This is a genomic window from Microbacterium lushaniae (genome assembly GCF_008727775.1).
Lineage (GTDB): Bacteria > Actinomycetota > Actinomycetes > Actinomycetales > Microbacteriaceae > Microbacterium > Microbacterium lushaniae.
In genome coordinates this window covers 1,227,930-1,242,377 of record NZ_CP044232.1, presented here as the reverse complement: position 1 = coordinate 1,242,377, position 14,448 = coordinate 1,227,930, and the positions used below count along the sequence as shown (strand labels likewise).

General features: G+C 71.4%; 14 protein-coding genes. 4 read left to right on the top strand and 10 right to left on the bottom strand.

What is annotated here, in order from left to right; all coding sequences use genetic code 11:
• Positions 1-25: 25 nt before the first annotated feature.
• Together F6J85_RS05710 and F6J85_RS05705 are read right to left on the bottom strand one after the other, a co-directional pair.
• Positions 26-358, bottom strand: coding sequence for a peptidase (locus F6J85_RS05710; RefSeq protein ID WP_150924204.1), 333 nt, complete (start codon positions 356-358; stop codon positions 26-28).
• Positions 355-1,599, bottom strand: a complete 1,245-nt coding sequence (locus F6J85_RS05705) for an inorganic phosphate transporter (RefSeq protein WP_150924203.1) — start codon at positions 1,597-1,599, stop codon at positions 355-357. Before F6J85_RS05705 ends, F6J85_RS05710 begins: the two co-directional genes overlap by 4 nt.
• A gap of 179 nt (positions 1,600-1,778) precedes the next feature.
• Between F6J85_RS05705 and F6J85_RS05700 the strand changes: the two genes are divergently transcribed.
• A complete protein-coding gene (locus F6J85_RS05700; RefSeq protein WP_238707073.1) occupies positions 1,779-3,893 on the top strand; it encodes a S9 family peptidase in 2,115 nt (704 codons plus the stop codon).
• A gap of 603 nt (positions 3,894-4,496) precedes the next feature.
• Complete coding sequence (locus F6J85_RS05695) at positions 4,497-5,114, top strand: hypothetical protein (protein ID WP_150924202.1); 618 nt, start codon at positions 4,497-4,499, stop codon at positions 5,112-5,114.
• A 43-nt stretch (positions 5,115-5,157) separates the two neighbouring features.
• On the opposite strand, the gene F6J85_RS05690 is transcribed toward F6J85_RS05695, so the two are convergent.
• The 3 genes from F6J85_RS05690 to F6J85_RS17660 form a co-directional block, all read right to left on the bottom strand.
• Positions 5,158-6,186 (bottom strand): 6-phosphofructokinase, encoded by a 1,029-nt coding sequence (locus F6J85_RS05690; RefSeq protein WP_150920977.1) that lies wholly within the window; start codon positions 6,184-6,186, stop codon positions 5,158-5,160.
• A 99-nt stretch (positions 6,187-6,285) separates the two neighbouring features.
• A complete protein-coding gene (locus F6J85_RS05685; RefSeq protein WP_150924201.1) occupies positions 6,286-8,445 on the bottom strand; it encodes a DEAD/DEAH box helicase in 2,160 nt (719 codons plus the stop codon).
• A 188-nt stretch (positions 8,446-8,633) separates the two neighbouring features.
• On the bottom strand, positions 8,634-8,801 hold the full coding sequence (locus tag F6J85_RS17660) for a hypothetical protein (protein WP_191906763.1): 168 nt from the start codon (positions 8,799-8,801) through the stop codon (positions 8,634-8,636).
• A 75-nt stretch (positions 8,802-8,876) separates the two neighbouring features.
• Between F6J85_RS17660 and F6J85_RS05680 the strand changes: the two genes are divergently transcribed.
• Entirely contained in the window at positions 8,877-10,262 is a 1,386-nt protein-coding gene (locus tag F6J85_RS05680) for an MFS transporter (protein ID WP_150924200.1), read from the top strand.
• Positions 10,263-10,271: 9 nt separating this feature from the next.
• Positions 10,272-10,988 carry a deoxyribose-phosphate aldolase gene (gene deoC, locus F6J85_RS05675; RefSeq protein ID WP_150924199.1) on the top strand — a complete coding sequence of 239 codons (717 nt, stop codon included), beginning with the start codon at positions 10,272-10,274 and terminating at the stop codon, positions 10,986-10,988.
• On the opposite strand, the gene F6J85_RS05670 is transcribed toward deoC, so the two are convergent.
• From F6J85_RS05670 to F6J85_RS05650, 5 genes are read right to left on the bottom strand one after another with little or no spacing between them, the layout of a single operon-like run.
• Entirely contained in the window at positions 10,982-11,962 is a 981-nt protein-coding gene (locus tag F6J85_RS05670; protein ID WP_150920981.1) for a bifunctional riboflavin kinase/FAD synthetase, read from the bottom strand. The two genes, deoC and F6J85_RS05670, sit on opposite strands and share 7 nt — an antisense overlap.
• The gene (locus F6J85_RS05665; protein ID WP_150924198.1) at positions 11,959-12,408 is read right to left on the bottom strand and encodes a hypothetical protein; all 450 of its coding nucleotides are present in this window, start codon (positions 12,406-12,408) and stop codon (positions 11,959-11,961) included. Before F6J85_RS05665 ends, F6J85_RS05670 begins: the two co-directional genes overlap by 4 nt.
• Before the next feature lie 43 nt (positions 12,409-12,451).
• Positions 12,452-12,820 (bottom strand): hypothetical protein, encoded by a 369-nt coding sequence (locus F6J85_RS05660; RefSeq protein ID WP_150924197.1) that lies wholly within the window; start codon positions 12,818-12,820, stop codon positions 12,452-12,454.
• Entirely contained in the window at positions 12,817-13,716 is a 900-nt protein-coding gene (gene truB, locus F6J85_RS05655; RefSeq protein ID WP_150924196.1) for a tRNA pseudouridine(55) synthase TruB, read from the bottom strand. The genes F6J85_RS05660 and truB overlap by 4 nt, the downstream gene beginning before the upstream one ends.
• Positions 13,716-14,390 (bottom strand): nucleoside/nucleotide kinase family protein, encoded by a 675-nt coding sequence (locus tag F6J85_RS05650; protein ID WP_150924195.1) that lies wholly within the window; start codon positions 14,388-14,390, stop codon positions 13,716-13,718. The genes truB and F6J85_RS05650 overlap by 1 nt, the downstream gene beginning before the upstream one ends.
• Positions 14,391-14,448: the final 58 nt, after the last annotated feature.

Below are 14,448 nucleotides of genomic sequence, written 5' to 3'. Positions count from 1 at the left end.
ACCCTAGGACGGGGCGCGGACGGCCTCAGTGCCCGACGACGATGAGGATGAGCCCGGCGAGCACCGCCAGCGCGCACACGGAGAAGCAGGCGTACGCGCCGTACAGCGCGACGCGCTTCTGACCGGGGGTGAGCGGGTTCTTCTTCGCCGCCTTGGCGGCGGCCTTCTCGGCACGGCGGCGCTGCTTGTCGGTGACCACGGCGATCGCGTCGGTGAACGTCGCCGGCGCGACCACGGGGACGCGCCCGGCGCGCACGAGCAGCCGCAGTCCCATCGCGTAGAAGAACACCACCAGCACGGCGCCCAGCAGAGCTGCGGCGAACACCTGCAGGAACGAGGTCCAGTCGACGGCGATCATGACCGGTCCCCCTCATCCGTGCTCTCGGGGCGTTCCTGTGCCGACGCGTTCGCCCGCCGGCGCTGACGGCGCGTGGGGGGCGGGTTGGGCGTGACCTTCACGGCATGGCCCGACCCCGCCACCTCGCTCATGGCGTTGGAGGAATCCACCCGGTTGCGGCGCGATCGCAGGAACAGGCCCAGGATGATCGCCAGCGCCAGCACCGCGTCGAAGGCGATGCCCCACGGGCCCAGCCACACCACGATGAGCGCCGCGAAGGCGCCCACGGCGCCGGCGGCGGGCAGAGTCAGCAGCCATCCGATCATGATGCGTCCCACGGTGCCCCATCGCACGATGGAGCCGCGGCGGCCCAGGCCGGATCCGATCACGGAGCCGGAGGCCACCTGCGTGGTCGACAGTGCGAAGCCCAGTGCGCTGGAGGCGAGGATCGTGGCGGCCGTGGAGGTCTCGGCCGAGAAGCCCTGCGCGGGCTTGACGTCGGTGAGGCCCTTGCCGAGTGTGCGGATGATGCGCCATCCGCCCATGTAGGTGCCCAGGGCGATCGTGACCGCACACGCCACCACGACCCACAGCTGCGGTTCGGGGTGCGCGGTGGACTGCCATCCGACCGTGATCAGTGCGAGCGTGATGACACCCATGGTCTTCTGCGCGTCGTTCGTGCCGTGGGCGAGGGCGACGAGGCTGGACGTGAAGATCTGACCCCAGCGGAAGCCGTCGCGGCCGTCCGGCTTGGCGTCGTAGCGGCGCGTGACGGCGTAGGCGATCTTGGTCACCACGAAGGCGATGACACCCGCCGTCAACGGTGCGATGAGGGCGGGCAGGATGACCTTGGACATCACCACGCCGAAGTCGATCGCCGTCGTCCCCACACCCACCAGCGTCGCCCCGATGAGGCCGCCGAACAGCGCGTGCGACGAACTGGAGGGAAGACCCAGCAGCCACGTGAGCATGTTCCACGTGATGGCGCCGATGAGGCCGGCGAAGATGATCGCCGGGAAGATCGTGACGGAGATCTCCTCCTCCCGGATCATGCCGCCCGATATGGTCTTGGCGACCTCGGTGGACAAGAACGCCCCGACCAGGTTCAGCACGGCTGCCAGCAGTACCGCCACGCGCGGCTTGAGTGCGCCGGTGGCGATGGGGGTGGCCATCGCGTTCGCGGTGTCGTGGAACCCGTTGGTGAAGTCGAAGAACAGTGCCAGCAGGATCACCAGCACGATGACGAGAGTTGCGGTCTCCACCGTTCGCTTTCCGTAAGGGGATGTGGGGGCGGCCGGCGATGCGGCCGTGTGACGAACGAACAGTTCACCGTCTAGTCGTGTGCCGTTTATCCGGGCACCGCAGAATCCTGACACCCTCGCCCCCGTGGGTCAAACTCGCCGTTGGGCCGGGTCGTGACAGCCTCCACTACCGTGGGAGCGTGACCGACACCGCCGCATCCCCCCTCGCCCCGCAGACCGAGCGCAAGCCCATCGCCCGCACGCACCACGGTGACACCTTCGAGGATCCGTACGAGTGGCTGCGGGCCAAGGACGACCCGGCCGTGATCGCGCATCTGGAGGCCGAGAACGCCTTCACGCAGGCCCGCACGGCGCACCTGTCCGGGCTGCGGGAGCAGATCTTCACGGAGATCAAGGGCCGCACCCTGGAGACCGACCTGTCGGTGCCCACCCGGCAGGGGCAGTGGTGGTACTACGGCCGCACCGTGGAGGGCAGCCAGTACGGCATCCAGTGCCGCGCGCCCATCGCCTCCCCCGACGACTGGACCCCGCCGGAGCTCGCCCCCGACGCGGAAGTGCCCGGCGAGCAGATCCTGCTGGACGCCAACGTCGAAGCCGACGGACACGACTTCTTCTCGCTCGGCAGCTTCGACGTCTCCGAGGACGGCACGCGGCTGCTCTACGGCGTCGACGTCGCCGGCGACGAGCGCTACACCGTGCGCGTGCGCGACCTCGCCACCGGCGAGAACCTCCCCGACGAGATCCCCGGCACCTTCGCGGGGGCCGGATTCTCCCCCGACGGGCGCTTCGTCGTGTACACGACGGTGGATGAGGCGTGGCGGCCCGACACCGTGTGGCTCCACGAACTCGGCACCCCCGTCGCCGACGACGTGAAGCTGTTCACCGAGCCGGATGAGCGCTACTGGGTCGGCGCCGGGTTCACACGCAGCCGCCGCTACCTCATGATCGAGGTCGGCTCCTCGATCACGAGCGAGGAGTGGCTCGTCGACGCCGACGACCTGCGGTCGGAGCCGCGCGTGGTGTGGCCACGCCGTGAAGGGGTCGAGTACTCCGCATCCCACGCCGTCGTGGACGGACACGACGTCCTGTTCGTGCTGCACAACGACGGGGCGCTGGATTTCGAGCTCGTCCGGGTGGACGCATCCGACCCCCAGGGTGAGCGCTCGGTCGTGCTCCCGCACGAGCCCGGCCGGCGTCTGCTGGACCTGGACACATTCCGCGACTGGGGCGTGGCCGCCTACCGCCGCGAGGGCCTCGCGCGCGTGGCCCTGCTGGATTACGCCGACGGGACGCTGCGGGAGGTCGGGTTCGACGAGCCGCTGTACAGCGTCGGCACGGCGGGGAACCCCGAGTGGGCGCCTCCTCTGGTGCGGCTGGGATACGGCTCGTTCGTGACGCCGGGCACGATCTTCGACTACGACGTCGCCACCGGCGAGCTGCTGCTGCGCAAGCGCCAGCCGGTGCTGGGCGGCTACGATCCCGCCGACTATGCGCAGGAGCGCGTGTGGGCGACCGCGCAGGACGGGACCCGCGTGCCGGTGTCGGTGGTGTGGAAGCGCTCGTTCGGCGACGCCGGCGCTGCGCCCCGCGCTCTGCACCTGTACGGGTACGGCTCCTACGAGCACTCGATCGAGCCCGGTTTCTCCGTGGCGCGGCTGTCGGAGCTCGACCGCGGCGTCGTCTTCGCCGTCGCGCACGTGCGCGGCGGCGGGGAGATGGGCCGTCAGTGGTACGAAGACGGCAAGCTGCTGGCCAAGCGCCACACCTTCACCGACTTCGTCGACTGCGCGCGGCACCTGGTCGAGGCCGGCTACACCACACCCGACCGGATGGTCGCGGAGGGCGGCAGCGCGGGCGGGCTGCTGATGGGCGCCGTCGCCAACCTGGCCCCCGAGCTGTTCGCGGGGATCCTCGCCGACGTGCCGTTCGTGGACGCCCTGACCACGATCCTGGATCCCTCGCTGCCGCTGACGGTCATCGAGTGGGACGAGTGGGGCGACCCGCTGCACGATCCCGACGTCTATGCGTACATGAAGTCGTACACGCCGTACGAGAATGTGCGCGAGGGCGTGCGGTATCCCCGCATCCTCGCCGTGACGTCCCTCAACGACACCCGCGTGCTGTACGTCGAGCCGGCCAAGTGGGTCGCGCGCCTGCGGGAGGTGGGCGCCGACGCGATGCTCAAGTGCGAGATGGTCGCCGGGCACGGGGGTGTGAGCGGCCGCTACAACGCGTGGAAGGAGCGCGCGTTCGAGCTCGCGTGGCTCCTCGACGTGGTCGGCCTCCCCGCCTGACCCGCCCGCCTCGCCCCGCCTCCGCCCCGGCATCCGCCGAAACCGGGGATTCGCGCCGAGACCGAGGGCGACGCCCGCCGTCTCGGCGCGAATCCCTGGTCTCGCCGGACGACGCGGGCGTCCTCCACAGGCGGGTGACGGATGCGGGATGTGCACAGGCTGCTGCGGACCGCGGCGCCGGCCGGGATGACGCCGCGAAGCTGGGGACGTGATCGGAACCACGACCCCGCTCCTGCTGCTCACGCGCGAGCAGCCTGATGACGTGCGCCGGCTGGACCGCGACCGGGAGCTGCATCGCCTCCGCGCCGGCGCATACGTCCGCGCGAGCGAATGGGAGGCGCTCGCGCCGTGGGAACGGTATCGGCTGCGCGTGGAAGCGGTCGCACGGACGTGGAGTTCTCCGGTGTTCTGCCTGGAGTCGGCAGCCGTCCTTCTGGGCGGGCTGCCCGTATTCGGTGAGCCGAGGGACATCCACCTCCTGAGCCCCGACGGCCACTCGTGGCGCGAGGGCGACGTCGCGGTGCACGCGTCGCAGGATCAGCGGGAGCCGGCTCTGATCGGCGGCGCGCTGCTGACCTCCCTCGCCGACACGACGGTGGATCTGTGCCGCGTCCTCCCCCGGCATTCGCCCTGGCCACCGCAGATGCCGCGTTGCGATCCCTTGCCGCCCAGGGGCGGACGCTCGCCGTGGCGGACCACGGACGCGCGCAGGCGAACCGTCGCGGCCTGCGCCGTCTGGACTGGGTGCAGGATCGGGCGACCCCGATCGCCGAGTCCCCCGGCGAGTCGGTCTCGCGCGCCGCCATCGAGTGGCTCGGTTACGAGGAGCCCGAACTGCAGCAGGAGTTCCGCTACGAAGGCGCCCGCGACCGGGCGGACTTCTACTGGCGGCGGCTGCGGAGAATCGGCGAATCCGACGGCTACGGCAAGTACGACGCCGTTGACGTCGACTCGGCGAGGGCGCACTTCGTGCGTGAGAAGCTCCGGGAGGACCGCCTGCGCAGACACGAGCACGGATTCATCCGGTGGGACTGGGGCGACTGCATCCGCTGGAAACCGCTCGACGCCAAGCTCGCAGCCGGCGGCCTCACCCCCGTGCGGCCCCGCTCCCCCGGCATGCTCGCCTCACTGGGTCCAAACCCGCGCTCGCTCGATCGCCGAGTCAAGGGAAACGCGCCGAAGCCGAGGGCGTCGCACTCGGTTTCGACGCCGATCCCTTGACTCGGCGAAGAGTGGCGGGGGCGCGGGGCGGGGGGGCGGGGGGTCAGCCGAAGAGGGCGGCGGCCTCTTCGTAGCGGTAGTACGGGACGCTGTTGAGCTCGCCGAGGGCATCGGCGAAGGGCACGCGCACGATGTCGGTGCCGCGCATCGCGACCATCTGCCCCCACGCCTGGTCCATCAGGGCATCGGCGGCGTGCAGGCCCAGGCGCGTGGCCAGGACCCGGTCGAACGCGGAGGGCGAGCCGCCGCGCTGGATGTGGCCGAGCACCGTGGAACGGGTCTCGATGCCGGTGATCCGTTCGATCTCGGGGGCGAGCACCTCGCTGATCCCGCCCAGGCGCGGCCGGTTGAAGGCGTCGAGGCCCTTGTCGCTGTACGCCTCCTCCATGCCCTTGAGGGTGAACCCCTCCGAGACGACGACGAGCGGCGCGCGACCTCGATCGTGCGCGCGTGAGACCTGCGCGCAGATCTCCTCGATCGACATCGGGACCTCGGGGATGCAGATGACGTGGGCGCCGGCGGCGATGCCGGCGTGCAGCGCGATCCACCCGACGTGACGGCCCATCACCTCGGCGACCATGCACCGCTGATGCGAGTCGCCCGTCGTGCGCAACCGGTCCATCGCGTCGGTGGCGATGTTCACGGCGGTGTCGAAGCCGAAGGAGTAGTCGGTGGCGCGCAGGTCGTTGTCGATCGTCTTGGGGACGCCGAGGACGTTGATGCCGTCCTTGGCGAGCCGGTCGGCCGCCGCGAGCGTGCCCTCGCCGCCGATGGCCACGATGCCGTCGATGCGGTGGCCGTACAGCGTCTTGGCGATGTTCTCGGCTCCCCCGCGCGGCCCCTCGTACGGATTGGTGCGGCTGGTGCCGAGGATCGTCCCGCCGACCTTGGACAGGCCCTTCACCTCGTGGCGGGTCAGCGGGAAGAAGTCGGCGTCGACGACGCCGCGCCATCCGTCGCGGATTCCGACGAACTCGATGCCGTAGTTGGTGGTGCCCTTGAGCACCGTGCCGCGGATGACCGCGTTCAGGCCGGGGCAGTCCCCGCCGCTGGTCAGAATGCCGATCTTCATAGCTGAAGTCCTCGCTGTATCGGAGTGAAGTCGCGGCGACGCTGCCACCCTGACCCTAGCGGCCGCACCGGGCCGCTGCCACACGGCCCGGGTGGCTCCTCAGTCGCCGCCGAGAGCCTGCCGCAGCAGGTGGGTGAGGGCGCTGAGCTGCACGGAATCGCTGGATGCAGCATCCATCGCGACCCCGTCCAGGGCACGCAGCGCGAGTCCCTGCTTGGAGTCGATGAGCTCGGCGATCTTCGTGTCGATCGTGTGCGCGGCGATGATGCGCCACGCCGTGACCGGCTCGCCCTGTCCGATGCGGTGCACCCGGTCGATCGCCTGCGTCTGCTCGGCGGCGGTCCAGCTCAGCTCGGCCAGCACGACGTTGGACGCGGCCTGCATGTTCACACCGACACCGGCTGCGGTGAGCGAACACACCGCAATGCCCACGCCCGGGTCGTTGTTGAACGCGTCGATCGCCTCCTGGCGTGCGGGCGTGCTCTGATCGCCGCGAAGGGACACCGTGCGCACGCCGGATGCGGCGAAGTGGGCCTCCGCGGCATCCATCACGTCGATGTGCTTGGCGAAGAACACGACCTTGCCCACCGACCGCTGCAGCTGCACGGCGTAATCGGCGGCCAGCTGCGCCTTGGCCTTGCCGATGCGGCGGACCATCGTGAAGACGTTCTCGGCGCCCGAGCCCGCGGCCTTGGACTCGTCGAGTTCGTTCTGGGCGACCAGGCGCACGATGTCGTGGTCGATCTCGCCCGCGGCCAGCCCGCGGTTTCCACGCGCCTCCAGGATGCGGCGGTACTTCGCCGCGAGCCGGTCGGCCAGCTCGCGCTCGGCACGGCGGATCGAGCGCCCCTCCTCGTCGTCGAGCTCGACGGGCAGGTCGGCGATGAGCTTGTCGGGCAGGTCGGCGGCGACGTCCTTCTTCTTGCGCCGCACGATGCCCATGTCGATCACGGCGCTGCGCGCCTGCGGATAGAAGGCCTTGTCGGCGGGCGTGAGGCCGGTCGCGTCGAGCTTCTCCATCAGCTCCGGGCCGGGCTTCTCGCCGTTGGTCCACCCGAGGAACCGCCAGATCGCGTCGAAGTCCTCGACGTCGTTGATCAGCGGTGTGCCCGTCAGCGCCAGCAGCAGCGGGTCGCGGACCTCTTCGCGGATGCGGCCGGCCAGCGCGAGCACGTTCTGCGAGCGCTGCGAGGAGAGGTTCTTGATGAAGTGCGCCTCGTCGACGACCATGCCCTTCAGGCCGATCGAGCTCAGCCAGGACAGGTGACGGTCGAGGATCTCGTAGTTGACGATGAACACGTCGGCGAAGGCGTCCATGTCCTCGCCGTCCCCGGAGATGACGGTTGCGCGCCGCTGCGGAGTCCACCGGTGCACTTCGCGCGCCCAGTTCATCTTCACGACGTTGGGGACGACGGCGAGCAGGGGGTACGCGCCGGCGACGGATGCGGCCAGCACCGACTCTGCGGTCTTTCCCAGGCCCGGCTCGTCGGCGAGGAGGAAGGTCCGGTGCCCCGCGCGCACGGCTTCCAGGAACCGTGACTGGTGCGGCATGACGTCCAGCCCCTTGGGCGAGAGCCGGTCGAACTCGGGCACGTCGGGCAGGTCCATGGACGCAGCAGACCCGCCCGCGCCGGTCTCGAACGCCTTGTACAGCGGGCCCATGAGCTCCCAGCCATCGAGCCGGCGACGCGGTGCGGGCTGCGGAGAGCGAGCGGTGAGGTCGGGGGCGAGGAACGGGTTCGCCATCATCCGCGCCTCAACGGCGGGGGGCACGACCTGTCGTTCGGCCAGGGCGGCCGGAACGACCTGCTGCGCGGCGGGAGCGACGTCGGTGATGATCAGCTCGTCCGGGGGCAGCTCGGCTCCCGACTCCAGGAGCCAGTCGCGACGCATCCGGCGGGCCACCGGCGAGGCGACCTGGTCGGCGTCCAGCAGCTGGATGAGCGACGTGTCCCGCGCGGCGGTCTTGGCGAGGATCGTCGCGACCCCGTCGAGCCGCTTGAGCAGCTCGGACCGGGTGGCGTCGCCGATCTCGGAATCGGCCTTCACACGCGCCCGCTCCTCGCGGACGAGGAAGGCGATCACCTGGAACTTGACGCGGTTGGTGGGGCCGAGCTTGCCGCGCTGGGCCTTGGCCTCCACCTCGCGCACCTTGCGGGCGAGGATGGGGATGAGTGGGGCCTCGTCGTCGCGGCGTGCGGACGAGGATTTCCTGCGCTTCTGCGTGGAGCTGGAAGCGGCGGTCGCCGTGGTCGGCATGCTCCTCCTGAGCGTGTCATCCGGTTCGGCGTCGACGACGACAGATCCGGTCGGTGTGCGATCCCGGGGGGCGGCGTGAACCGTGACTCCCGCGGGGCGGCCCCTCAGCCGGTCGGAGGCGTTCGCTCAGCGAACTGCGTCGGCGGAGGAGGGGATTCCGCCAACCAGTCTAGCGCCTCGGGGGCGCCTCACCCGCCGACTGTGTCGAGGATGTCTTCGGAGTACCCGTCGGGGGCGATGTTGAGCCAACCGGTCGCCACCCACAGGCCGTCGCGGAGGGCGTGCGTCTCACCGCGCACGTACTCGGCGTCCCCGAGGTCGCGGCGCCCGGCGGGCGCGTCGCACGCGTCCTGCACATCGCACCCGGACGCTCCCCCACCGCCGTCGGCAGCACCGCCCGCGGGAGGATGCCGAGGCCTAGGGTGGTGCCCATGGCGGAGCCCATGACGCGCGACCAGCGGCTGGTCCTGTGGATCGCGATCCTCGGTTCGTTCGTGTCGTTCCTGGACGGCACGGTCGTCACCGTCGCACTCCCCGCGATCCAGGAGGAGCTCGGCGGCGGCCTCACCACCCAGCAGTGGGTGGTCGACGCCTACCTCATCACCCTGGGCGCGCTCATCCTGGTGGCCGGCTCCCTCAGCGACGTGCTCGGACGCCTGCGGGTCCTCACCATCGGGCTCATCGGGTTCGGGGTGACCTCGGTCGCGATCGCGGCGGCTCCGACACCGGAGTTCCTCATCGTGGCGCGGGCCCTGCAGGGCGTGGCCGGGGCGCTGCTGGTGCCCAGCTCCCTCGCGCTCATCACCGCCAACTTCCGGGATGCCGCGCAGGCACGGGCGATCGGGATCTGGACGGCGGCGACCACCGCCGCCATGATCGCCGGCCCGGTCCTGGGCGGCCTCTTCGTGGACTTCGCGTCGTGGCGGCTGGCGTTCCTGATCAACGTCCTGCCCCTGGCGATCACGCTGTGGCTGATCGTGCGCCTCGGACACCGGGACCAGCGCCGGCCCGGCGCGACGGTCGACCTGCTCGGCGCCGCGCTGTGTGCCGTGGGGCTGGGGGCGGGCGTGTTCGCCCTCATCGAGCAGTCCACCCTCGGATGGGGGTCGCCGGCGATCTGGGGATCGCTCACGCTCGGGATCGCGTCCTTCACGGCGTTCCTGGTGCGCCAGCGGTTCGCGCGGCAGCCGATGATGCCGCTGAGCCTCTTCCGCGTGCGCAACTTCTGGACCGGCAACCTCGCGACCGCCTTCGTCTACGCCGCGCTGTCGCTCAACGGGTTCGTCATGGGGGTCTACCTGCAGCAGGGTGCGGGACTGCCGGCCACCCTCGCGGGCCTGGCCACCCTCCCCGTCACGATCCTGATGATCCTGTTCAGCTCGCGCGTGGGAGCCCTCGCGGGGCGGTGGGGATCACGGGTCTTCATGACGGCGGGCCCGCTGGTCATGGCCGCGGGCGTCCTGCTGCTGCTGACGGTGTCGGAGGACTTCTCGTACTGGTGGCAGGTGCTGCCCAGCGTGCTGGTGTTCGGCGTCGGGCTCACCCTCACCGTCGCGCCCCTGACCTCGACGATCCTCGGCTCCATCGAGGAGAGCCGCTCGGGCATCGCCTCCGCCGTCAACAACGCCGTCGCGCGGGTGGCGGGGCTCATCGTGATCGCCCTCCTCGCCACGATCGTGGGCGGCGCGCTGGATCTGCCCGGCTTCCACCGTGCGGCGGTGGTCACCGCGGTGCTGCTGGCAGCCGGCGGGATCGTGTCGTTCCTCGGCATCCGCGACCGCGCCCCCGCCCCGTCGCCGGACCGCACGTCCGCCTAGGCTGGGGGCATGCCCGCCATCAGCGAACGCGACCTCGCCGCGACCATCGACCACGCCATCCTCAAGCCCGAGATGACCCGTCCGCAGGTCGACGCCGAACTGGACATCGCGGCGCAGTGGGGCGTGTTCAGCGTGTGCGTGCGTCCGTCCGACATCGCCCACGCCGTCCGCCGGCTCGAGGGGACGGGCGTGGCCGTGGGCACCGTGATCGGCTTCCCGCACGGCACCACCTCGACCGTCGCGAAGGTGGCCGAGGTGACCCAGGCCCTCGCCGACGGAGCGAGCGAGGTCGACATGGTCGTCAACATCGGGTTCCTCCGGTCGGGGTTCGACGACGCCGTCGTCGACGACATCCGAGCCGTCGTGGATGCCGCACACGGCCGCATCGCGAAGGTGATCCTGGAGACCTCCTACCTCGACGACGAACAGATCGCCCGTGGCAGCCGCCTGACCGAGGCGGGCGGGGCCGCCTTCGTGAAGACCTCGACCGGATTCGGCGGCGGCGGCGCGACGGTCGAGCACGTGCGCCTCATGCGCGCGAACGTCGGCCCCCGGGTGCAGGTGAAGGCCTCCGGCGGCGTGCGCGGACTGGAGACGGCGCTGGCGATGCTGGATGCGGGAGCGACGCGCCTGGGCACGAGCGCCAGTGCGACCATCCTGGGCGAGCTGCGCGCCATCGGCGGCGGCGCGGGCCCCACCGGCGCGCGGGATGACTCGTCCTACTGAGCTCCGCGCTCCTGGGGCTCGGACAGCACGGCGCGCACGCGCGCGACGTCGTCGGTCATCTGCACTTTGAGCGCCTCGATGCCGTCGAAGGCGACCATCCCCCGGATGCGCGTGACGAAGCGCACCTCCACCAGATGGCCGTACAGGTCGAGGTCCGTCTCGTCCAGGACGTAGGCCTCGACCTGACGCACTGGCACGTCGTCGAACGTGGGATTCAGTCCCACGCTGATGGCGGCGGCGTAGCGGGTCCCCGGGCGCAGGCCGTCTTCGGAGCGCTGGTCGATGAGCCACCCGGCGTACACACCGTCGGCGGGGACGAAGCCCTCCAGTCGCGGTGACAGATTGGCGGTGGGAAAGCCCAGCTCGCGGCCGCGCTTGAGGCCGTGCACGACTTCTCCCCACACCGACGGAGCGCGTCCGAGGAGCTTGGCGGCGCGCGCCACATCGCCCTCGGCGAGCAGCTCGCGGATCCAGGTCGACGACACCCGGCGGTCGTCGTCGATCGCGCGCACGTCGTCGACGACGTCGACGACGAAGCCGTATTCGGCCCCCATCGCGCGCAGCAGCGCGGGGTCTCCCGCACCTCCTCTGCCGAAGCGGAAGTCCTGGCCCACCAGAACGGTGCGCACCCCCAGCGCCTGCACCAGCACGTGACGGACGAACTCCTCCGCCGTCAGGCTCGCCAGGGCCTCGTCGAAGGTCAGCAGCAGCGTCGCATCCACGCCCGCGCGCTCGAGCAGGCTCAGCTTCTGGTGCACGCCGATGAGCTCGGGCGGGCTCAGCTCGGGTCGCAGCAGACGCAGCGGGTTGCGATCGAAGGTCACCGCCACCACGCGCGCCCCGCTGGCGGCATCCACGCGCGCGCGGTCGATCACGGCGCGATGGCCCGTGTGCACGCCGTCGAACTTGCCGATCGCCACGACCGAGGGCCCGAATCCGGGCGGGATCTCGGCGGGGTCGCGGAAGACGATCACGAGGCCGCCCCCGCCGTCTGGGGCGCGGGCTCGGCGCGGCCGGCGTGGCCGCGGTGGGCGGCGAGCCACCACAGCCCGAGGAAGGGCAGCACCAGCGGGATGAAGAGGTAGCCGTTTCCGAACAGCGACCACACAGTCGGATGCTGGAACAGCTCGGGGAGCACGATGCTGAGGGTGCCCACCACGAGCACGCCGACCAGCTCGAAGGCGATCGCGACCCATGCCACGACGTACCACGTGCGGCGCCCCGCGAACACGAGGGCGAGCGTGGCGAGGATGTAGACGAGCGCGCTCACCGCCGACAGCGTGTAGGCCAGGGGCGCCTGGTCGAACTCGCTCACGATCTGCACGAAGGAGCGTCCGGTGGCGGCGAGGGCCATGATGAGGTAGACGATGACCAGGACGCGGCCGATGCCGGTCATCCGGCGGGGAGTTCGGGTTGCCATGACCCCTCAATCCTAGGCGCGACCAAGCCCCGGGCTCCCCCGCTCACGCGACCTGGACGGTCCAGATGACGTGCATGCGCCACACCATGACGGCCACCGCGAGGGCTGCGACGCCCATGATGACGGTGCTCCAGCGGCTGCGCTCGACCAGCGCCCATGCCACCCCGACCGGGGGCAGCAGGGCCGCCGAGACCAGGTACACCCAGAACTCCAGGAGGCTCCCCGTGGGCGGGTTGCCGGCGAGGGGCGCGATGACCGCCGTGACGATCTGGGCGAGCAGGAGCACCTCGATCAGCGCCAGCCCGCCCACGGTCACGTCGCCGGGCCGGCGGCCGGCGAGGCCCGCCACGATCGCCACGACGCCGGCCACGCCGGCGACGGCCACCTGTGCGATGGTGAACCACAGGATCATGGACGCTTCTCCTCGGGCATGTTCATGGCGCTCTTCAGGTCGGTGCCGCGCGGCTCGACGATGCCCACGAGGGCGCCGTCCGGATCGATCGCCGCGGCGCGGATCCCCCCGGGGATCCGATCGGCAGCGCCGGGGAGCCGCTTGCCGTGCCGCAGGTCGCGCGCCTCCTCCGCCGTGACCGGCACGGCGCCCAGCACCGCGGTCGCCGCGGCGGCCGGCGACAGCATCCGCTCGGGGGTGAGCGCGTCCAGCCCGGTCGCGTCCTCCACGCCGAACGGCCCCACGCGCTCGCGCCGGAGGGCGGTGAGGTGCCCGCCGACACCGAGCGCGGTGCCGAGGTCGCGGGCGAGGGCGCGGATGTAGGTGCCGCTGGAGCAGTCCACGCTCACCTCCAGGTCGACGTGATCGTCCAGGCGGCGCGTGGCGAGCACGTCGAACCGCGACACCCGCACCTGCCGGGCGGCCAGTTCCACCTCGACGCCCTCACGGGCGAGGTCGTACGCGCGACGGCCGGCGACCTTGATCGCGGACACGCGGCTGGGCACTTGGGCGATGACACCGGTCAGCGCCGCCACCCCGCGGGCGACCGCCGCGTCCTCGACCGCGGCGAGGGCCGCCGCATCCGCGCGGGAGGTGGTGAGTCCATCGGCGTCATCGCTGTCGGTGCTCTCCCCCAGACGGATCGTCGCGGTGTAGGTCTTGTCGGCCCCCACCAGGAAGGTGAGCAGCCGGGTCGCGCCTTCCACGCCCAGGACGAGCAGGCCCGTCGCCATGGGATCGAGCGTGCCGGCGTGGCCGATCTTCCGCGTACCCAGCGCCCGGCGGGCGCGGGCGACGACGTCGTGACTGGTCATGCCCCCGGGCTTGTCGACGAGCAGGATGCCGCTGGCGACCATCAGCAGAAGTCTCCGAAGACACGCACTGGGGCGGCGAGATCGGAGTTGTCCACGATGGCGGACGCCGCCCGGCGAGGATCGGCCTCCCGCAGGTACAGCTCCTGACCCTGCCGGTAGCGCGCGTTGGTGGGAGCGTCCGGATCGGGATCGCTGCCGTCGCGCACCGCCATCCGCGCGTAGGAGACGTCGAAGGGCACCTCCAGCCACACCGACCAGTCCCACAGGCCGCGCAGCTCCGGCCGGTGCAGGAACACGCCGTCGACGATGAGCACCGCGTCACGCGGAGCGGTGACCCACTCCGACGCCACCGGAGCATCCCGCGCGACGTCGTGCGCCGCGAGCTGGAAGCCGGCGCTCCCGCCGGTGCGGAAGGGGTCGATCAGAACGCGTCGGAACGTGGCGTAGTCGAAGGAATCCCGGTAGTACCCCTCCGGGGAGGTGCGCCCGCGAGCGTACCGCTCGGCGCGCGGACGGTGGAACCCGTCGATCGAGGCGCGGAAGACCGCCCCGCCCTGCTCCGCGAACACCTCCGCGAGACGGTCGGCGAAGACCGTCTTGCCGGCGCCGTCCACGCCGTCCACGGCCACGATCACGCGGCCGGCGCGGTAATGCCGGCGCACCTCGTCGCGGAGTCCGCGCAGGAGGGTCGTGGCCGGGGTGGTGGGAAGCCGCACCCATCCAGCGTACGTGCCCGGCACGGCCGGCCGTGCCGCCTGCGGGCGGCGGCGGCAC